The organism is Tenuifilum thalassicum, assembly GCF_013265555.1.
Lineage (GTDB): Bacteria > Bacteroidota > Bacteroidia > Bacteroidales > Tenuifilaceae > Tenuifilum > Tenuifilum thalassicum.
In genome coordinates, this window is the sequence record NZ_CP041345.1 from 2969516 (window position 1) to 2989539 (window position 20024).

General features: G+C 37.2%; 19 protein-coding genes. 2 read left to right on the top strand and 17 right to left on the bottom strand.

All coding sequences use genetic code 11. The features are described 5' to 3' along the window. Positions 1-726: 726 nt before the first annotated feature. From FHG85_RS12260 to FHG85_RS12285, 6 genes are all read right to left on the bottom strand, one after another. Positions 727-1599 (bottom strand): DUF3108 domain-containing protein, encoded by an 873-nt coding sequence (locus tag FHG85_RS12260; RefSeq protein ID WP_173076323.1) that lies wholly within the window; start codon positions 1597-1599, stop codon positions 727-729. Next, a complete protein-coding gene (gene tsaB, locus FHG85_RS12265) occupies positions 1505-2209 on the bottom strand; it encodes a tRNA (adenosine(37)-N6)-threonylcarbamoyltransferase complex dimerization subunit type 1 TsaB (RefSeq protein ID WP_173076325.1) in 705 nt (234 codons plus the stop codon). The genes FHG85_RS12260 and tsaB overlap by 95 nt, the downstream gene beginning before the upstream one ends. Before the next feature lie 15 nt (positions 2210-2224). Continuing rightward, the gene (locus FHG85_RS12270) at positions 2225-3529 is read right to left on the bottom strand and encodes an efflux RND transporter periplasmic adaptor subunit (RefSeq protein WP_173076327.1); all 1305 of its coding nucleotides are present in this window, start codon (positions 3527-3529) and stop codon (positions 2225-2227) included. A gap of 63 nt (positions 3530-3592) precedes the next feature. After that, the gene (locus tag FHG85_RS12275) at positions 3593-4936 is read right to left on the bottom strand and encodes a TolC family protein (RefSeq protein ID WP_173076329.1); all 1344 of its coding nucleotides are present in this window, start codon (positions 4934-4936) and stop codon (positions 3593-3595) included. A gap of 169 nt (positions 4937-5105) precedes the next feature. Beyond that, complete coding sequence (locus FHG85_RS12280) at positions 5106-5843, bottom strand: metallophosphoesterase family protein (protein WP_173076332.1); 738 nt, start codon at positions 5841-5843, stop codon at positions 5106-5108. Positions 5844-5875: 32 nt separating this feature from the next. Beyond that, positions 5876-6403, bottom strand: a complete 528-nt coding sequence (locus FHG85_RS12285; protein ID WP_173076334.1) for a hypothetical protein — start codon at positions 6401-6403, stop codon at positions 5876-5878. 104 nt (positions 6404-6507) lie between these two features. Here FHG85_RS12285 and FHG85_RS12290 point away from each other — a divergent pair, with 104 nt between their 5' ends. Continuing rightward, positions 6508-7005, top strand: coding sequence for a hypothetical protein (locus FHG85_RS12290; RefSeq protein ID WP_173076336.1), 498 nt, complete (start codon positions 6508-6510; stop codon positions 7003-7005). A gap of 37 nt (positions 7006-7042) precedes the next feature. Beyond that, entirely contained in the window at positions 7043-7555 is a 513-nt protein-coding gene (locus FHG85_RS12295; protein ID WP_173076338.1) for a UpxY family transcription antiterminator, read from the top strand. A 34-nt stretch (positions 7556-7589) separates the two neighbouring features. Here FHG85_RS12295 and pepE read toward each other — a convergent pair whose 3' ends face one another. The 11 genes from pepE to FHG85_RS12350 all read right to left on the bottom strand — a co-directional run bounded on the left by pepE (position 7590) and on the right by FHG85_RS12350 (position 20007). Beyond that, entirely contained in the window at positions 7590-8297 is a 708-nt protein-coding gene (gene pepE, locus FHG85_RS12300) for a dipeptidase PepE (protein ID WP_173076340.1), read from the bottom strand. Between the two features lie 44 nt (positions 8298-8341). Then, positions 8342-10282, bottom strand: coding sequence for a tetratricopeptide repeat protein (locus FHG85_RS12305; RefSeq protein WP_173076342.1), 1941 nt, complete (start codon positions 10280-10282; stop codon positions 8342-8344). 555 nt (positions 10283-10837) lie between these two features. Continuing rightward, complete coding sequence (locus tag FHG85_RS12310; RefSeq protein WP_173076344.1) at positions 10838-11347, bottom strand: hypothetical protein; 510 nt, start codon at positions 11345-11347, stop codon at positions 10838-10840. A 153-nt stretch (positions 11348-11500) separates the two neighbouring features. Further along, positions 11501-11989, bottom strand: a complete 489-nt coding sequence (locus FHG85_RS12315) for a hypothetical protein (protein ID WP_173076346.1) — start codon at positions 11987-11989, stop codon at positions 11501-11503. Between the two features lie 46 nt (positions 11990-12035). Next, positions 12036-12371, bottom strand: coding sequence for a hypothetical protein (locus tag FHG85_RS12320; protein ID WP_173076349.1), 336 nt, complete (start codon positions 12369-12371; stop codon positions 12036-12038). Between the two features lie 55 nt (positions 12372-12426). Then, positions 12427-12687, bottom strand: coding sequence for a hypothetical protein (locus FHG85_RS12325; protein WP_173076351.1), 261 nt, complete (start codon positions 12685-12687; stop codon positions 12427-12429). Between the two features lie 955 nt (positions 12688-13642). Beyond that, positions 13643-14614 (bottom strand): hypothetical protein, encoded by a 972-nt coding sequence (locus FHG85_RS12330; protein ID WP_173076353.1) that lies wholly within the window; start codon positions 14612-14614, stop codon positions 13643-13645. Between the two features lie 17 nt (positions 14615-14631). Next, the gene (locus FHG85_RS12335) at positions 14632-16122 is read right to left on the bottom strand and encodes a hypothetical protein (protein ID WP_173076355.1); all 1491 of its coding nucleotides are present in this window, start codon (positions 16120-16122) and stop codon (positions 14632-14634) included. A gap of 896 nt (positions 16123-17018) precedes the next feature. After that, positions 17019-17459: a hypothetical protein gene (locus FHG85_RS12340; RefSeq protein WP_173076357.1), complete on the bottom strand. Its 441-nt coding sequence runs from the start codon at positions 17457-17459 to the stop codon at positions 17019-17021. A gap of 6 nt (positions 17460-17465) precedes the next feature. Then, positions 17466-18911 carry a glycoside hydrolase family 19 protein gene (locus tag FHG85_RS12345; protein ID WP_173076359.1) on the bottom strand — a complete coding sequence of 482 codons (1446 nt, stop codon included), beginning with the start codon at positions 18909-18911 and terminating at the stop codon, positions 17466-17468. A 109-nt stretch (positions 18912-19020) separates the two neighbouring features. Next, complete coding sequence (locus FHG85_RS12350; RefSeq protein ID WP_173076361.1) at positions 19021-20007, bottom strand: metal-dependent hydrolase; 987 nt, start codon at positions 20005-20007, stop codon at positions 19021-19023. Between the last annotated feature and the right edge of the window lie 17 nt (positions 20008-20024).

The window sequence follows — 20024 nt, forward strand, 5'->3', positions numbered from 1 at the left end:
AATAATCGGAATGATTCGGAAGACTTTTGTCATGCTGAGCCTGCCGAAGCATCTCTGGTTGAAGAATATGAGGAAGTTAAAAGAAGTTAGAGGAAGTTATAGGAATGATGCGGAATGACTCGGAACGATTCGGAAATAATCGGAAGGTTTGAGACCGTGTTTCGTTTTTAGTTTTTGGTGTTTAGAAATGTGTGCTCAGAATCAACCAATTAGTAAAGTTTGAAAACATTGCCCCGTAGGGGCTAAGTAATGGTAGAATCATCAAGCCCCTGAGTAATTTACGATGCACGAAAGAACCACACCAAAGAGCGAATATGAAACGTTGCATCGCAATTTTGATAAATTGCCCAAAGAATCAGTATGTCATGCTGACCTTGCCGAAGCAACTTTGGCTGAGGAATATGAGGAAGTTAAAAGAAGTTAGAAGAATTTAAAAGAATGACTCGGAATGACTCGGAAATATTCGGAAGGAATCGGAAGAGCCGTGTTTGGTTTTTAGTTTTTGGTGTTTAGAGAATTGATAGCCCTATGTACCCTCCAATAGATCCTTCGCTTCGCTCAGGATGACAAGCCAAGCCATAGAAGGTATTGAGTGAAACGCAAATATTTTATTCATATCTACATTTTTATGTAGACTTTATTTAGGACGGGTCATACTTTTTTGTTTAACTTTTAACTTTTATCTTTAACGCTTAACGATTAATTCTAACGATTAACTTCTAACGATTACCGCCCTTTCTTTAGTGCTGTAAATTTGTTGGCTAGTCCTTTATATTCAACCAAATCGCAATAAACCGAACCAACAAAGATGTTGAATTTTACGCGGATGGGAATAAAGTTTTCGTCGTTCGAGAACCAAATAGTCATATCATCCTTTGTTTTGAAAACCCTACCTGTTAGCACTACCGGCATAAATTTCATGCATTTAACATAGCCAATATCGGTCTTTATGGTCTCATAGCCTTTAAACCGTACCGATAGCGGATACTTCTCATCGGTAAAGTAGGTGGGAATGGTAATTACCTGATCTTGTTGAAGTGGTGGCATGGTTAACATGACGTTTCGCAGGTAGTAAAACGACGATAGTATATCCTGGCAGCCCTTCTCAACAATCACTTTTCCTGTTTTGGAGCTGATTACTATTGATGAGTCTTCGCGGCTCCAATGATCCCATGTTTGAGTGCTATAATGGCGATATCGTCCTTCGTGAATATTTCGAATGGAGTAAAATGGCCAGTGTGTTTCAACGTCGGTAAAGCTTTCGTAAGTGTCGTTTACATTATAAAGGGTGTTGGCTATTCCTACAGTTTTTCCGTTTAGGTAGAGATGATAGGCAGGCTTGCCATTAAACTGTTGCTCGTTAACTCTTAGTACCGCCTCGCCACCGCTAATAAAACCATAGTAGATTTCATATTTCAACACTTCACCTCCGGTAAAGGCTCTTTTGTTGTTTTGCGAAAGTAAAGCAGATGAGTAAAACAATAAAAATGAGAGAACCAATAGCTTAGCGGTTCGGAATGATTTTGTTTTTTGCTTTTGTTGCAATAAAATCTTTAAGGTAGAATGGCTCAAAGTAGGCTGTATCTTCAAATTGCTCATTGTTGAATGCTTTTAATGCTAAAGGCAGCATAAAACGTGCCGAAGGTAAAAAATCATCTATAAAGATAGCATTTTGATTTGAAATCACATTCTTGCATTTATGTGAACCGTCGCCAAAAAAGAGGATGGTTTTGCTTGCTAAATGTTCGCTGAATGAATTCTGGTCGATAATTACAGCATTAACATCAGTAATAGGATTTGCATTGGAGTCGTAAAAGGCGGTATAAACCTCCATTCTTCGGGCGTCAATCATTGGACATAGAAGCCAACTGGAATCAATATCACTTTTGGTAAACAAAATGCCCATTGCCATGGCTTGTAGGCTGCTAACACCAATCAAGGGAATTTTAGATGCGTAACAAATCCCCTTAGCCATCGATACACCAATTCTAAGACCAGTATAAGAACCTGGGCCTTTACTAACAGCCACAGCATCGAGCTCATTGGCAGTGATATTCGACTCTTTAAGGACCTCCTCAATTAGCAGAGGCAATTTGGTAGAATGAGCCTTGGGGTCAGATACCTCTCTGACCCCAAGTATGCCATTTTCATCTCCTAGCGCAACCGAACAAACCGTGGTGCTGGTTTCGATGCAAAGTATTTTAGCCATTAAAAAGAAATCTAACTATTCCGATTTAAAAAGTTCCTCTTTAGTCTTTACTTTTCGTATAAGCGATTTATCCTTCAGCTTTCGTGAAATAGCACTGTATGGTGCCGAAACCACCTCATCATCAGGTGAAAGCCCCTCTATTATCTCAATATACTGGTTATCCTGTATACCTGTTTTCACCTCAACAATGCGGGCAGTATCGCCTTTTGCTACGAAAACAATTTCCTTTGGTGCTTCAATCTTTGAGTTAGAGGTTTTTTCCTCAGTATTATTTTCACCAACCTTATCCCACTCCTTTCTGGTTTTAACAGAATCGATGCGTGTTGTAACGGCAAGAATTGGAACAGTTAGCACATTTTGCTTGGTATTGGTTAGAATTTCAACTGTTGTTGACATTCCTGGGCGGAAAGGGCTTGTTTTGGCATTTGTAACCAAATCTTTATAGGAGCTTTCAAGGATAAAGATTCTAACCTCAAAGTTGGTAACTTGGTCGGTAGTTGCACCCTGCACGTTGGCAGTATTGGCAATTTGTGTAACCACACCCTTAAACTTACGACCCAAATATGCATCTACCTCAATAAGAGCGGTATCACCAATTTCAACCTTGACAATATCATTTTCGTTAACATCAACCCTTGCCTCCATTCTATTGAGGTTGGCAATACGCATAATTTCGGTTCCAGCCATTTGAATGGTTCCAACCACTCTTTCGCCAAGCTCAACATTTAGCTTTGAAACTGTACCCGAGATTGGTGAGTAGATGGTGGTTTTTTTAAGGTTCTCTTCAGCTTCTTTAAGTGAAGCTTCGGCACTTTCAACACTGTAGGTTGCTGCTTTGAGCTCAGCTTGTGCTACCTCATAGTTTGTTTTAGCAGTTTCAAATTCTGATTCCGAAATGGCCTTTTGCTCGTAGAGCTGCTTACTTCTTTTAAATGATAGCTCTGCTTGAGCTAGCTGTGCTTTAGACTGCAAAAGGCGAGCATTGGCTGAGTTAACCGAAGCAATAGCACGTTCCTTCATTGAAATGTAAGTGTCGGGTTTTATGCGGCACAGTAAGCTACCCTTCTCAACCCAATCACCCTCTTTAACAGGAAGTTCAATAATCTCACCTGAAACTTCTGAACTAATTTTTACTTCAACTTCGGGTTGAATCTTTCCATTGGCTGTAATTGATTCAGTAATGGTTCTAAACTCAGGCTTTTCAACATAAACAGCGGTGGTAAGGGGTTTTCCAATCCACCCCATTTTCTTACCAACAATAACAAAAACAATCAGCAATACAACTGCTCCAAGCAAGTATTTGAGAAGTCCTTTTTTCATTAGATTAATATTTTTAGGTTATTCATTTCAATTTGTTTATTTCTCGTTTGGTTTTAACGTAGTCTATAATTTAAGGGGTAACCCCTTGTAGAACTCTAATATTTTAACTTTAAAAATGAGCTCGTATTTTGCCTGTAACAATTCGGTTTCGGCTTTAGCAAGTTTATTCTTAGCGGTGGTATAATCTAGTGCAGTAACTAGGCCAAGGTTAAACTTATTCTCGGTATAACGAAAAGATTCTTCCGAAGCGGTTTTATTTTTTTCCGAAGCGATTAACTTCTTCTCAGCAGCTAGTGCGTCGGTATAGGCCTGCTGTATCGATTTAAATAGGGTGTTACGCTCGTTGTCTAGAGCTAGCTTAGAATTTAGCAGGTTAATTTTTGCAGATGTAACTCTACTTCTTGCGCTTAATCCATTAAAAATTGGAATAGATAAGCTTAATCCAATTGACTTACTTGCATTATTTTTAATTTGTGTGGAGAAGGGGTCGCCAGAAAAATCGTAGTTATCAAGTATGCGGTATTGTGCGCCAGTATTATAGTTCGCCCCAAGCGATAAGCGTGGATAAAGGCTTCCCTTTGCTATTTTTACTCCAATCTCGGAGCTTTGTAAACGAAGCTTTGCACTTTTTATTTCTGGCATAATAGAGTCGGAAATGGTAAAGATTTGTTCTGGTGTTTCTTTTGAAAGAGTTAAACTATCAATGGCGGGAATTATTGGTTTAGCAATTTTAAACCCTTCAGGGTTTTTCAGCTCAAGGAGCTGTGCAAGGTTTAGGTAAGAGAGTGTGAGCTGGTTTTGAGAATTAACAAGCTGTAGTTCATCCGAAGCAAGTAAGGCCTCAACCTCGTAAAGGTTACCTTCTGGAAGGCTTCCAGCCTCTACAAGTACCTTTGTACGGTTAAGTTGCATCCGTGACTGCTCAACCTGTTTCTTGGCTAGCTCCACCAGCTCTTCCTGGTAAAGTATTTGCAAGTACAACGATGCTACAGACAGAGCAATATTGTTCTTAACCTTCTCAACATCGGCTACCGAGGCTTCAAGGTTAAACTTACTTTGTTTTCGAGTATTTGTTAGCTGAAAACCATTGTAAATTGGCACACTGGTGCTTATAGAAAAACTTGTAGCCTGTGTATTTAAGGCCTCTTTAGTATTTGTCAGGAAGTTTGTTACCAATCCAAAACTATAGGAGTGGTTTCCCGTAATATTAAGGGTTGGCAGAGCATCCATTTTTGATTGAAGCAGGTTAACCTCGTTCGATTTAACTGCTAACTCCTGCTGCTTTACCTGAATGTTATTTGACAAAGCATAATCAATGCAACGTTCCAAAGTCCATGGTTCTTGCGAGTATGCAGCAGTAGATATGATAAACGATAATAAAACAATGCTCAAAATTCTTTTTCTCATAATGAAATAAGTTTTCAATCAATTTTTATCTATGACATTGAATTTGCCGCTAAGTTTAATCGTTTTAAAAAACTAAACTAACGATTTTCGAATTTAAGGTAATAATTCTATTAAATTTATATTGGTTTGTTAAAAAAGGTTGGCTTATGCTTTTGGTTGTTCTCTTATTTTAAAAAGGGGGAAGAAACGCAACATCGAATTTTGCTTTTTTGGGGATTTTTATCAGCTCATAATCTAATGTTTCAGTATCAACAAGCGCTGCCTGAAAACGTTTCAGCGAACATGTTCCACAGTTAAGGTATATCTTTTTGTTGTTTAGATAGTAAATTTTATGCGATTCCAGCTTATGAGTATGACCAAGAATTACCATATCGTACCTCCTAAGAAGCTTAAGTGCGTAAATCAGGTACTTAAAAGTGTTATACTTACGAGGAATTCGTTCAACCTCATCAATATAGCTAACTGCTTTGAAGAACAGTCTTTCAACCCATCTAATTTTTACAAGTATTCTAAGCATGGAATAAAAGACCAAACTTATTCCGCGGCCAAATCTGGTACCATTTAAAAAATCGGCCTTATGCCCATGTTCTATGTGAATAGTTTTGCCCGATGAATTTTTAATAGTAAGATGATTTTTAAAGCTAGGCACCCAGATATCGTGGTTACCCCTTATCAAAACAAACTGATTTCGATGAAAGTAATCAATAATCTTTTTATTGGCTTCTACAATATCCTTGTACGAATCCTTATAAAGGTCGAAAATATCGCCATTTAGTATTACCTTATCAACTTTATAATGCTGAATTATAGCATCAACAACCTCGATAAACTTTTTAGGCTTCCAGCCAAAAGTCCCTAGCTTTCCTCCTGTGTCGATATGTAGGTCGGAAACAACAAGTAGAATCATGAGATAATTTTATGCTAATTTAAGCATAAAATTTATCCGTGAACGAGGTTTTTTATCTTATCCATCTCATCTTTTAGCAGTTTTTCGGACCTTTGTGAGTAGCCCATATATGGAATAAGAATCACTTTAACCTTCTTATTATCTGGATTAAAGTAGGAAATGCCACCTGCATTCCAGCGTTTCAGTGAAATTGGACCTAGGAACTTAATGGCACTTTTATCTTCGGAAACTTTTACGCTTGGGAAATGTTTAATAAAAATTTCTTTTAGCTGATTAAAATCGTTGCATTTGGTTTCAATTTCTTCAACTAGCTTATGCCCATACTTAGGTTCATCGAACGAATCCGATTCTAAATATCCTAATGTATTTTTCAGGTTAAACCATATAAAACCAAAGAACAATGCAACATAAATGATTCCCGATAAAATAGAAATGAATAGGTTTTGGTAAATCTCATTAATGAACGTTGAGTACCCGTCGAAAAGCAAACGGAACAGCAGTAAAATTAAAACATAAATAACAAAAGCAATTGGAATTGCGTAAGAGAAATATCGCTTCATAACTAATATCTTTAATGTTTGTAGTATACAAATATATTATTTTTAAATCATCAGAAAAACGATTTTAAAATACCTAAAGGGATAATTGTATAAATAAACTAGATATGAATGATTTTAAAACTATTGAGCAGTATTTTATGTCAACCAAAGTGTTATACTTTGCCCAGCTTTCAGCTTTAGTAATTTTACTGGTTATTGCAGTGGTTGTTCAACACCTATCGTTAATTGAATTAAACATTGGTTTTCTTTCTGATACTGTAAAAATAATCGCTCTTGTATTCCTAATTGCTGCTGTTTTGGGCAGCCAGGTTATCTATAGAGCAGGATTGAAAAATTTGAGAAATTCAAATGACCTAAAAAGCTTGCTGATAAAGTACAGAACACTTCAAATTATAAGATTCTCAATGGTTGAGGGGCCTGCATTGTTTGCCGCTATTGGCTACATGTTCACAGGAAGTTCCTTGTTTATAGTTTTTGTGCTGGCCTCTTTGTTAGTCTTACTAACAATAAAACCTAGCAGGTTTAAGCTAATAGAAGACCTGCAGCTCAACACGGAACAGCAAGATATGTTAAGCAAACCCGATGCAGTAATTCCTGAATAATCAAAATAAGCTACCTTTGTAAACTAAATTGTTTTATATGGGCGAAGTTATGGACTCGGCTAAGTGGTATGCTGTATATACAAAACCAAGAAATGAGAAAAAGGTTTATACCAGGTTAGTTGAAAAAGGGATTGAAACGTTTTTGCCCCTGCAAAAAAGGCTAAAGCATTGGAGCGATAGGAAAAAGTGGGTTGAGGAGCCACTTTTTCGCTCATATATCTTTGTAAGAGTAGAGCCAAAACAATACTACGATGTCCTTAATACTATGGGTGTTGTACGCTATGTTACGTTCGAAGGAAAGGCAGTTGCAATACCCGATAAGCAAATAGAACAGATTAAGCAGCTACTGGTACAGGATATTGAGATTGAGGCAGTAGAAGGATATATTGAACCAGGGACTAAAGTTGTGGTGCGTTTTGGTTCACTTCAGGGTGTTGAGGGTGAGATGGTTGAACATTCAGGCAAGAAAAAGGTAGTAATTAGAATTGAGCATATTAGCCACTCCCTACTTGTAACACTACCAGCCGAATATGTTGTTGTAAAACGATAAAAAACAGGGCGAGTGCCCTGTTTTATCTCGATTTCTATTCAAAAAGAAAATCTAAATCGTCGCCTGGGTATACCTCTCGTGGTGCCTGACCTTTCTTAAAGATTCTAGCAGGTTTTGGTCCAATTAGATTAAACTCAACATCCTCAAGTTTAAGCATTGTTCCTTCACGAAGTCCAACAACATAAACATTTGGGTCCATCTCTAAAAACTCCATAATTCTCTCTTCGCGAGTTTCACCAGCATGGCCATCGGGATTTGCATCCAGATAATGGGGGTTGATTTGGAATCGAACCAGGCTGAAAGCGCTAAAACTATCGGGTTCGGTTATAGGCATATCGTTTGTAGTACAAATAGTTGGACATGCCACATTCGAACCTGCACTCCATCCTATGTATGGTGTGCCGCTAAGTACTTTGTTTCTAACTGCCTCAATGATATCAGTTTGTTGGATGGTCTTCAATAGTTTGAAAGTATTTCCACCGCCTACAACTATAGCTTCAGCCTCTTGAACAGCCAGCTTAGCATTCCGATGATGATGGATTGAATCCACCTCTACTCCAAACTCGCTAAAACGGGTTTGTACCTTTTGCTCGTACTCATCGTAGCTAAAGGTAACTGCTGCCCATGGAATAAAGAGAACCTTTTTGATATCACCCAAAAACTTTGCTATTTCTTCTTTAGGGTGCTCTAAGTAAGCTTCTCCCGCATTTGTTGAATTGCTGATTAAAAGAAGTCTGACCATTTTAGATAGATTTTAATTTCCGTAAAAATAAAAAAACTTTAGAGTTAAACCTTAAATGCCGAAATAAAAACATCTTCTATCAAATTTTCTGTCTTTAAAAGGTTAATGGTCATCTCTCTCTGCTCATCAAACTCCAGAAGGTCTATGCTCTTAACAATTTTTCGGAGTTCGTTATTTACCTTGATATCGCGAGCACTTCCAAAAATATAAACAATATCGCTCTCTCTTATATTCATCCATTGCGAGTTGTCGTAATAAATGAATGAGCCAAACTGTCGCAATGCCATGTTTTTGGGGCAAAGACTTAGTATTTTTTTCCCTTTCAGCACAAATGGGTATAATATCAGGTCATTTTCATTGAAGAACTTTAACAGGGTTTCAGCCTTTAAATACTGATGGATCTCTTCGGTTAGTTTTTCATTTACCTCGCCATTATCTTTAATAAATTTTGAAATCTTAATGTAGATATTGAAGTTGATAATATCGCAGCAGGGCATATTTTGGGGATGCGATATATAGTAGCAGATGGTATAACTTCCTATTTTAAAATGATAGAAGCTCAACTTGTTCCCTATCTCAACACCTAAATCAAACAAATCCCAGCTATTGTTGAAAGGCTCTACTAAACTCTTATCGGTTTTAATAATATCCAGATTACAAATATTTTGCGTGAAGTTTTGAAAAATATAGTTTTTTAGACTTTCAAGCCTGCTAATTGCACGCTTTTTCTTTTTGTTTTCAAGGTAAAACAGTGCGATTATTGAAATTAGCAAAGCGATAAAGGCGGCTGAAACATAAACAAAGGTTCTTTGGGTTTTAAGCTTTGAGCTAATTGCCTGTAGCTCTTGTTCCTTTTTCTCATTCTCATATTGAGCCCGAAGCTCTTCAAGTTTCTGAATCGATTCCGAATTGAGTATGGAATCTTTAATTACCATATGGTTGAGAAGGAAATCGTAAGCCTTTTTGTAGTTCTGTTTAGAGTTATAGCATTCGGAAAGAAACTTATAGCTGTCCCTTTCCACATCCTTTAAACCAATCTCCTTGGCAATTTTGATTGATGAATCAAACATCTCAATGGCTCTATCTATTTTACCTTGAGCTAAAAGAACTTCGCCAATATTCTTTTTAGTATAGCATATCCGGGCAGGGCTCTGAAGGCTTTCAAATATTTCAAGGGCATTAAGGTGATAAAGCAGGGCGTTGTCGTAAAGTTTTTGCTTGTAGTAAAGCGATCCAATGTTATCCTGAATAATAGCTACACCTATAGAGATACCAAGGGAATCGTAAATTTTAAGTGATTTTAGGAAATACTCTAGCGCTTCATCGTTCTTGCCAAGTTCAAGGTATGAGCTAGCTATGTTGTTTGATGCCCCTGCAACGGCTCTAGCGTTACCAAGCTGTTTACTGGCATTATAATACTCCTTAAAAAAGTTTATAGCATTGGAATAATCTTCGCGATAGTAGTAGATCTGACCAATGCTATTGGATGTCATTCCCACTCCTTCGTGGTAATTAATTGTTTTGCTAATATCTAAAGCCTTTAAGTAGTATTCTAATGCTTTATCATATTTACCCCAGTTCCTATAGATAAGCCCAATATCGTTTAGAATTCCAGCATAGCTTTTAAGGCTATCTAGGTCTCGATATATTGCAGCAGCATTTTCTAAGTTCTCCAGTGATGTTTTATACTCACCCTGATTCATGTAGGTGTAGCCAATTTGGTGATATACATCGGCAATAAGCCCCCTATCACCAATCTTTTGAGCCGTTTGAAAAGCTTCCTGCCAGTATTCTAAGGATACCGAGTAATTGGTATCGGAGTAGGCTTTAGCAAGTTTAATAAGCGTTTCGTATTTCTCTTTAGATCGATTATCGAGACTCTTTAAAGCTACCTTAAGGCTATCAACATAACTAACCCCCGCCGTGCTGCTATAGGTTAACACGACAAGAAAAATGAGTAATGGTATGTAAGCAAATTTTCTCAACGCTTTGTTTTACATTTATTATGATAAAAAGTTACAGAATATATAGCTAAAAATGAACTGGATAAGAAATAGTGTGCAGTGTGCGGTGTACGGTGTACTAAGGAATGTCATGCCGAGCTTGCCGGTGGCTGAGCCTGTCGAAACCACGTTTTCCAAAGAATTAGATGAAGTTAAATGAAGTTAGAGGAATTTAAAAGAATGACTCAGAATGATTCGAAAATATTCGGAACGAATCGGAAGACTTTTGTCATGCCGAGCTTGTCGAAGCAGCTATTTTTGAGGAATATGATGAAGTTAAAGGAAGTTAGAAGAAGTTAGAGGAATGATACGGAAGGAATAGGAGCGCGTAAATATGTCGATCCAGTTTATTACTTGAAATGTCATGTAATACAGTCCTTCCTGATTTTTTATTTGATAACCTGATGAAATACTCAATTTTGCTTAATAATTATTTTTCCTTTTCATTTTTTTTGTTTATATGTAGTCACAGACTACTTTTTATTTACGACGTAGTCAGAGACTTCGCCGAGCGGAGGTAAACCATTTTATAGTAAACTACTGACTTATAAATTCTTCATACCATCCTAATTTTTCAAGTTCTCTTTTCCAATTCTCAGAACTTATCTCCGCGTTGGTCTTTTCTTTAACCACTTCAAACTTTAAAATCTCCGGATTTATTTCTAACAGCTTTGCATATCTTCCAATCTCTTTTTCAAAACCAGTTATGAAAACCTTACCGTTTGATGTATTTAGCAATCCTGAAATTTTATAATCATAATCATTTCCTTCATAAACTAATAATGTATCCTTAAGATTATAATTATTATCTATTAATGATAGAGTTAGTTTCACCTTTACCATCTCAATTATATTCTGACATTCAAAAGAAGTAGTAGCTATTAATATATAATTTTCCCCATCAATTCTTAGACTCTTATTTGGTAAATATATGTCTCTTGATACACCTTCAGTCTTTTCAGTTTCCATATTAAAAATTTTCTGAATACAATACAATCTAGATGTATCTCCATTATATACATAATCCAAAGCTTCTTGCTTTGTCATTTTATTGTCCCAATTAATTAATCTACCAAAACTAATTTGTTCTTTTTTTAGATTCCCGAAAAGATCCACAAAATTTTTTCCTATATGTTTGAGTATAACCAGCAAAATTTATATTAAACTTAATATTAGTAAAATTGCACGTTTCATAATCATCTAATTTACTTTAATTATTTCAGTAATTGTGTATGTCCTGTCATAATATTGTCCTCGAATTGAACTATTTTGTCTATTTATAATAAGTTTATTATCTGGAGATGTGGCATAAGACTGATTAATAACTCTCCTTCCTGGATCATAAAATCTGAAATATAGGTTATCTCCATTCATTCCCATCCCTATGACAACCATAAAAAGTCTAGTTGCTCTATTACTATTGTTTGGCGGGTTCGATGTTCCATTAGTATAATGAGTTCCAATAAGCACAGGCAATCCATTTCTAAGTTTGTCTTTCATATATTTTATTGCTTCAACAAATTTATCATTGTCAAAAATTAGGGTTGCAGCATTATAAGTTGTAACATTATATAAACTGGTATTATCAGAAAAAGTTGCTAAGTTAATCCTTCCAAATATAGGTAAATATGGTGGTGTTGCTACAATTACACTATCCGCACAATTAGCAATATTTGTATTACCCATCATATACTCGGCAGCACGTCTACAGCATGCACTAGGCCAACAGTCACATTCATATTTTTTTTATTTCATTCCAACACCCATAACACAAACCAAAAATATCTTCGTCAAATTGACTAACCCAGCTTGTATTAAGATTTACAGTTTTTATAGCATATAAATATTCCTCAAATTCATCTTTCTGAGTTTCCTTTATAACAAAAGAAACTGCTAACCTATTTGTTTTACAATAACCTATAAAGGGGGGCGAAGCCTTATCTAATCTTGTATAATAAACTTTTACAAAACTTCCTTCCTGTCCCGAAGGAGTTGCTGTATTTTCATATTTAAGTTCCATAGGATTAATAATTAAAGCTTCGCATAGAAATGGATTTTCATAAGTTCCCATATTTTTTTACCTGATTTAATATCAATCTCAATATAATCCAATATAAAATCAGAAGTTAACTTAAATTGGCAGTAACACCTTTTGAAAATGCATAAATAGATAAATCGGTTCTTTCTTCTTTTGAAATATTAGCATTCCTGATTAAATCTATAACATTTTTAATACTTTCCTTTGACATATTAAAATCAAGCACCGCCCCTTCCTCCATACCGTCGAAGAGCCCGGTGGTGGACTGGGGGTTGTGTATTTGATCCCATTGGGGTTTGAGCAGGTGGGTGTACCTATCGGCAATAGCGGGTGTGGTTGGGTAGTCCATAAGGTTACCGGTTGTTCCTTGGGGTAAATATACAAAATTTTTCTCACTGAAGGTGTGGCGGTTCTTGAAAAGGGATTTGAAGAAGTTAGAGGAAGTTAAATAATGAAGTTAGAGGAAGTTAAAAGAATGATTCGGAACGATTCGGAAATATTCGAAAGGATTCGGAAGAACCGTGTTTAGTTTATAGCTTCTGGTGTTTCGATTTTTTTGACCTCCCCCCCTGCCCCTCTCCTGAAAAGGAGAGGGGAGTTAAGCCTCCCCTCTCAGGGGAGGTTTGGAGGGGTCCTTGGAAGGAAGAAGGATTCGGAATGACTCGGAAATATTCGGAAGTATCGGAATTTCATGTGGCAATTCTTGAATCTTGAATCCGTCAATGCCGGACAAGTCTGAAATCCGTCAATGCCGGACAAGTCTTGAATCCGTCTTCGCCGGACAAGTCTGAAATCTTGAATTAATGTCATGCTGAACCTGCCGAAGCCACGTTTGTTTCCCTTCTTTTGCCTTGATGCAAAAGAAGCAAAATATCAAGGCTCAAAAGCCTGTTCCGATGGGTGCCCCGTGGGCGTGTCTGCAGCGCGGCGCAACTCGCCCCGCCTGTGGCGTGGCTCAGACAGTGTCGCTTACACAGGCCACTATCTACGATCTGCTCCCGACCCATTGCCGGGTAGGGCTTTTAGGCCGGAGTTGCTATGCTGGGTAGTGGTTATGCGCATGGATTACAACCGACCGAAGGGAGCTCACCGAAGGTAAATTCGCGTTAGCGAGCGGAAGAGCGCACGCGCCCAAAAAGACGCGCGCGAACAAGGGAAGAACTAGGGTGTAGTTACAAGCCACTATATAAAGAAAGCGTAGATGCAATCTACGCTTAGCTTCTCGTTCTTATATTTTTTTGGTTGTAGACAAAGGTTAGTAAGGTTGTGCTTTATTTAAAAGACATTATTGCTTTGCGACCCTATTATTCTTTTTTATAGAAAGGCATGTTCTTCATCCAATAATATTCTTCTGCCTTGTATTTCTCAATCAGTTTTTTGGCCGCAGCTTTTATCTCAGGTAAATGCTTAAGGTTTTTTTTGCAAGGCATATCTTGTTTTACCGGTACAGTCGTTGCAATATCAAAATAGTAAGTAAAAATACCTAACAAATACATAACTATCTCACAATTAAAAGGGATCCCTGGATCTCCTTCTGACAAGCGAATATAATTTTTATCAACGGACAATATTTCGATCATTTTCATTATTGAATATGAATTGTTAAGTTCTGTCAATTCTCCATATACTGTGGATAAATCTGGTATTTCACCATTGGTTTTAACAAACTGTTTAATTCTATTATCATATAATTCTTGGGCCTCAGGGTCCCCCATTCTCACCAAGGGAATAAAATATTCATTCCTCTCGGTTGGTTTGCCAGATTCAACCCACCACTGCTTGATAATAGCATAACTTTCAGGATAAGCTAAATAAGAATGTATCATGATAGCCCTGTCAGGAACCTTATGTTCACCTTTATAACTTTCAAAATATCTGCTAATATATACCGATATTGCGCTATCCCGATATTGGCTATATAGAACGGAATCATTCAATATTGAATCCAGCGCTTCTCTACGGTTTTGTTTGTTAAGCATGTAAATAATTTCATCTTTTATCCAATCAGGTCTATTACTGATGGTCTTTTTTTCTTGCTCCAAAACATAGTTAAAATATTCTTTTCTGTCCAACCATTTCATCAAATAGGGCTTTAACAAAGAATCAATATAACAGGATTTAAAATCAAACCAGCTAAATCGGATCTTTTCAAATACTTCAAAAGGCTTCATTACCTGAAATAGTTTAAGCAATGAATCGTTGGAAATTATTTCTTGGCTTTGGGCATAAATTGTTGAGCTAACTAAAACCGAAAATATGATTAATATTTTTTTCATAACCAGTAATTTACAAATTAGTTTCTGATATAATTAAGCAGTTGGATTTTAAACCATTTCTTTCGCTTCACATTATAGTCCATAAAGTTATCCTTTGTTCTTCCTTGGGTTGGTTCAACAATTACCGGTACCTGAGCATTCTTTTCAAACGTATGTGGTAATCCCAACCAGTGTCCAAGTTCATGGGCTGTCAATTCTTCCGCTGATTCATTGTAAGGGGTTGTTATATATCTAACCTGAACTCCTCCTGGTCTCTTTACATTATGAAAACCGCCTAAATAGGTACCAGGTATTGATCCTGGTCTCACTAAATTTGTAATATAGAAATAATCATCTTTTATGGAATAACCTGCTGGTGTAGCACCATTTATGACCCCAAATTTTTCATAGTTCAACGAATCAATTATCTGAGTATTACTCCAACCATTCATTGTAGCTACTTTATACCTCTTAGATGTAAAATGAACAGAATCAACTATAATATTCAGAAAAAACTGGTTCAAAGAGTTATTGTTCAGAAATTGGGACAGTCCGGTTGGGGTTATATAAGAAGGAAAGTTGCTTTCATCTTTAAACTTGGTATAAATCAATTTTATAGTCTTTGTCACTTTTTCGGCACAATAATATTTTAACAGGCCTACTTTTTCCCTTGTGGAAGCAATGTATATTCCTATTGACATTGGCGCCAAAACATCTCGGTTTATGTAGTTAAGGGCTTTAATATCTATGTCATTTAATTTGTCTAAACCTGTTGCATCCAAAACAAGGGAGTCCAGTCCGTTAATTGTTATCTTTCCGGTAAGTTCCGGCTTAAATACAATCTTGAAATCTTTATCATTAAGCACATTATCTGTAAAACCATTGATTATTACCTTTATTGTTGCTGACTGACCTTTATTTAAACCCAGAACAGGCGCAAAATACGTTTCTTTATTTTTGCCTACATGTATTGTGTCGTAATATGTTGGGCTGGATAATGCTGTAAATTCATACCCTTTGTCGAAGAAATATTCACCATTAAAGCCTGAGCCTTCTTCAAACCTTACAATTGGAGCATAGTATGCTCTTATTTTTAACCTTATAAGTTTTTTCCCTAAACTATCCAAAACCAATAAATTATTAGTGCGCTTTGGGAGGTTAGTTGCATTGATTTTAAAAGACAGTACATTTGGCATTTTGTCTTTTGAAGGTATCTCTTTCCCTGCAAGTTTCCATTTAATTTTGGTAAGGTCAAATTTCAAACTGGTATCAGCTATTTCGAGCTTAACTTCAATTTCTTTATTGTTGTATATACTGTAATACGAATCGTTATCCGCATATTTATCTTTGCCAATAACAAATCTTAGTTTCTTGGCAATACCACTTGTAGGGCTACTATATTTTGCAGCCCCCTCCTCCATACCATCGAAGAGCCCGGTGGTGGACTGGGGGTTGTGTATTTGATCCCATTGGGGTTTGAGCAGGTGGGTGTACCTGTCGGCAAGAGCGGGTGTGGTTGGGTAGTCCATAAGGTTACCGGTTGTTCCTTGGGGTAAATATACAAAATTTTTCTCACTGAAGGGGTGGCGGATCTGGTGGAAAATATGAGGAAGTTAGAGGAAGTTAAATAATGAAGTTAGAGGAAGTTAAAAGAATGATTCGGAATGATTCAGAACGATTCGGAAATAATCGGAAGGATTCGGAAGAACCGTGTTTAGTTTTTAGATTTTGGAGTTTCGAATTTTTTTGACCTCACCCCCTGCCCCTCTCCTGAAAAGGAGAGGGGAGTTAAGCCTCCCCTCTCAGGGGAGGTTTGGAGGGGTCCTTGGAAGGAAGAAGGATTCGGAATGATTCGGAAACATTCGGAATGTATCGGAAGATCATATGACAATTCTTGAATCCGTCAACGCAGGACAAATCTTGAATCCGTCTAAGCCGGACACAGCCTTGAATCCATCTTCGCCGGAAAATTCTGAAATCTTGAATCTTAAATCTTGAATTAATGTCATGCCGAGCCTGCCGAAGCCACGTTTGTTTTTCCCTTCTTTTGCCTTGATGCAAAAGAAGCAAAAGATCAAGGCTGAAAAGCCTGTTCCGATGGGTGCCCCGAGAGCGTCTCTGCATGCGCGACACAACTCGCCCCGCCTGCGGCGTGGCTCAGACAGTGTCGCTTGCACAGGCCCCTATCTACGATCCGCTCTCGACCCATTGCCGGGTCGGGCTTTTAGGCCAAAGGGATAGCGCCTGGTGCAGGTTAGCTGCACAAAAGTGCAAAGTATATAGTCCTTTCTGGCGATAGGAGGGTCTGCAATCAATTTTTGATGAGTAGCCAAATTGCTTGCTGAAGGGCATGAAACCCACCAGCGAGGCTTGGTAATGGGTTTCGGCTGATGGAGAAGATTTAACTGTTACATTTTAGTTTATGCTATTTTTTCAACATATTAATCTCTATCCCTTTCTCTTCTAAATATTTTATCACATTTTCTGGTAAAGAGTTAATTTTTTTGTAGGTAAAATATTTCTGGCTACTGCTATAATATATCGTCATTAAGGTATCAGTTTCATATTTATTAATAAATAGCTCAGCACAATCTTGACCTGTTATTTCTTCAGAAGTAAAAACTTCAAAATAATATTTTCCTTTCCTTTTCAGATCATTTAAACTTGTTATCTCACAAGAATCGTAAAAACCGTAATACAAAATATAATGATGTATTGCATCATCATATATATTAACATCAATAACTTTCTTTTTTTGATAGATTTTAAAGAAATTATCACAATCTGTCCAAAAAGTATTTTCTATATTCTGTCCATCACAGAATTTAAAAGTTACTAAAAATATAATTAACAATTTTATTCTCATATTAATTTAAGTTTTTATTAGTTTATCAAATATTTTCTTTCTTTCTTCTACTGTTTTTGTTGAATTTGAAATTACTCTTGTAATCTCTTCATAATTTCCTAAATCAGCACAGTCATTCAACTTTTTATTTTTTTTTTCAGAGCTCCAGAACCACAAAGCAGATAAAACAAATAACTCTTCATCTTTGTCGATGACTGACGGGTTGGATACCACATTTTTATAAACTTTCGGATAATTATTTCTCAACCACTCATCAAATGCTTGATAAGTCTTTTTCCATGTTAACTGTATTGCGCCATGACCTCGATATTTATAGCCATCCCCGGTGGAACTGTTGCCATTGCCTCCTTCACATTGATATACATAACTCAAAAATAGTGAATCTTGTTCTTTCCCGGCCTTTTTACAAATAAATATATCGGGAACAGCATAGCAATCCTTCTGCTCTGCTTTACATTCAACAGCTGTCCATTTTAACTTTTTGCTTCCTCTTTGTATTGGCAAATTTAATGTTGTATCACAATTGCAATTATTACAAAATGGTCGTTCTTTCCAGGTTAAACTAAACCATATGCTCCAATTTGTATTTGTTTTTGTATAACACCCTCCTTCACCTGACTTACCCTTAAACCCATCACTCTCATAGCCTACCTGTGCTAAAAAATGACTCATCCGATTAACGTTTACTAACCCAAACTGCTCTGAATATTTATTTATTGCCCTGGCCACCCGGCCCAACCTGACAGTATCGGGGTTATTTGCGAAAATGCTTTTCAATAGCTCTGTCGTTATTTCAAGTTTTTTCGTCCTTATAAAGAAATGGGTTGTAAATACCTTTTCACTTTCTACCTCTTTTTTATTCTTTAACGTTTTTACTTTTACCTTGCACGTGAGGGTATATTTCCCATTTGGAATAGAATCCAGCCGTATTTGTTTTATCTCATTGAATACTAAAGTGTCACAGCCGGTTTTGGGATAGGGCAGTTTGATATTATTTGGTTCTGTGGTGATTATAAGTTGAAATGCGACTTTAGTTTTAGAGGTATCTGCTGTTTCAAATTTTACTTTTACGGTTTTCGAGGTATCGTTATAAATAAACAATCTTTCTTTTCTGATAGCTGTATCACCCAAGAATACAACTGGCGTGCCCTTAAATTCAGAAGATAGCGCCCCCTCTTCCATGCCGTCGAACAGCCCGGTGGTGGAGATGGGGTTGTGGATGAGGTCCCATTGGATTTTGATTAGTGCTGTGTACCTATCGGCAAGCGCCGGGGAGGTTGGGTAGTCCATAAGGTTACCGGTTGTTCCTTGGGGTAAAGTTACAAAATTTTTATCACTGAAGGTTTGCCGCAGGTTAAAAACTCCATGCGCCAGCTCGTGGGCCACAGTGCGGGCAATATGCATGGCACTCAGGTTATTTCTGTCATCGAGCTGAATTTGCTCCTGGGCCACGAACCCAAATCGGTGGTTTAGGGGCATAAATCCCTCCAGGCCGCTCTCGGAGAAACGCGGTACCACAAAGAGAAGGCGTCGTAAAAGCTATATTAGCCTTGATCAATGGCTATTTATCCAACAACAGCCTTCTATACAAGGCTGCTGCATTCTTTAGGTTGATATCCCTTTTTGGATGATTTCTACTTGCTTTACACGAATTTGGGTTGATTTCAATGCTAAGTACTGGGCTGTTTTGAGGGGCTCCGGCTAATGTGGAAAAGCGTAAATCGGTAAAAAAGATTTTGCCATCATCGTGCTTCACTGCATAAAACCCCTTGCTAAAATCAACCAGTTTTTCCTCTAGTACAGGGCAATCTAATTTGACAGAAACTTTCTTGATATAGAAATGCCTATAAATCTGATTCTTTGGAACATTAATATAGGAAACCCTAAACGAGGCCGAATCCTCAACTAATACCATCCAGGCTAAATTGGTAAGCGGAACGGGGGTGGAATAAATTCGGTTGTAGCCAACATCATTTTTGGATAAATACGATTTCACCTCCCTTTCAACAGCTGCCTTAATTAAAACGCCTGCAACAAAGTAAATAATTACAGCTGACAGTGAGGCCACAGAAAGGAAACGTTTAAACCTTGGCATTCTTTTCGTAAGGAAAATTCCTAATAATGAGAAAAGCAGAATTATAAGAAGATTTAAATCGATTATCGCCATGGAATCGATTGATACCCGAGTATTACTAAAAGGCGCAAAAATGGCTGTCCCGTATGTGTTGAAGATATCCATTGATAAATGTGAAAACCATGGAATAAGTATAAGTAGCCACCAATTAGTAAAATTTAATCTTTTTGAAAACCTCTTATTAAGAAGATAGGCCAAAGCAGCTGAGCCTAGTATCATCAGCAGGAAGGAGTGGCTAAATCCTCGATGAACAAAAAGGGCATCCACCGGATTAAAAAGATTTGTAACCAGCACATCTAAATCGGGGATGTTGGCAGCAAATGCACCAATCAGCATTGCCTTCTGGCCAAACTTTTGTCCAGCAATAGCATCCCCAATAACTGCACCAGTAAGGGCATGTGTTAATGAATCCATACAAAATAGTTACCTTT

What these genes read in the sequence shown, in the direction of transcription:
- FHG85_RS12260 (WP_173076323.1), bottom strand. Translation starts at nt 1,599, where the DNA reads ATGAGCAATTTGAAGATACAGCCTACTTTGAGCCATTCTACCTTAAAG.
- tsaB (WP_173076325.1), bottom strand. Translation starts at nt 2,209, where the DNA reads ATGGCTAAAATACTTTGCATCGAAACCAGCACCACGGTTTGTTCGGTT.
- FHG85_RS12270 (WP_173076327.1), bottom strand. Translation starts at nt 3,529, where the DNA reads ATGAAAAAAGGACTTCTCAAATACTTGCTTGGAGCAGTTGTATTGCTG.
- FHG85_RS12275 (WP_173076329.1), bottom strand. Translation starts at nt 4,936, where the DNA reads ATGAGAAAAAGAATTTTGAGCATTGTTTTATTATCGTTTATCATATCT.
- FHG85_RS12280 (WP_173076332.1), bottom strand. Translation starts at nt 5,843, where the DNA reads ATGATTCTACTTGTTGTTTCCGACCTACATATCGACACAGGAGGAAAG.
- FHG85_RS12285 (WP_173076334.1), bottom strand. Translation starts at nt 6,403, where the DNA reads ATGAAGCGATATTTCTCTTACGCAATTCCAATTGCTTTTGTTATTTAT.
- FHG85_RS12290 (WP_173076336.1), top strand. Translation starts at nt 6,508, where the DNA reads ATGAATGATTTTAAAACTATTGAGCAGTATTTTATGTCAACCAAAGTG.
- FHG85_RS12295 (WP_173076338.1), top strand. Translation starts at nt 7,043, where the DNA reads ATGGGCGAAGTTATGGACTCGGCTAAGTGGTATGCTGTATATACAAAA.
- pepE (WP_173076340.1), bottom strand. Translation starts at nt 8,297, where the DNA reads ATGGTCAGACTTCTTTTAATCAGCAATTCAACAAATGCGGGAGAAGCT.
- FHG85_RS12310 (WP_173076344.1), bottom strand. Translation starts at nt 11,347, where the DNA reads ATGACAAAGCAAGAAGCTTTGGATTATGTATATAATGGAGATACATCT.
- FHG85_RS12315 (WP_173076346.1), bottom strand. Translation starts at nt 11,989, where the DNA reads ATGATGGGTAATACAAATATTGCTAATTGTGCGGATAGTGTAATTGTA.
- FHG85_RS12320 (WP_173076349.1), bottom strand. Translation starts at nt 12,371, where the DNA reads ATGGGAACTTATGAAAATCCATTTCTATGCGAAGCTTTAATTATTAAT.
- FHG85_RS12325 (WP_173076351.1), bottom strand. Translation starts at nt 12,687, where the DNA reads ATGGACTACCCAACCACACCCGCTATTGCCGATAGGTACACCCACCTG.
- FHG85_RS12330 (WP_173076353.1), bottom strand. Translation starts at nt 14,614, where the DNA reads ATGAAAAAAATATTAATCATATTTTCGGTTTTAGTTAGCTCAACAATT.
- FHG85_RS12335 (WP_173076355.1), bottom strand. Translation starts at nt 16,122, where the DNA reads ATGGACTACCCAACCACACCCGCTCTTGCCGACAGGTACACCCACCTG.
- FHG85_RS12340 (WP_173076357.1), bottom strand. Translation starts at nt 17,459, where the DNA reads ATGAGAATAAAATTGTTAATTATATTTTTAGTAACTTTTAAATTCTGT.
- FHG85_RS12350 (WP_173076361.1), bottom strand. Translation starts at nt 20,007, where the DNA reads ATGGATTCATTAACACATGCCCTTACTGGTGCAGTTATTGGGGATGCT.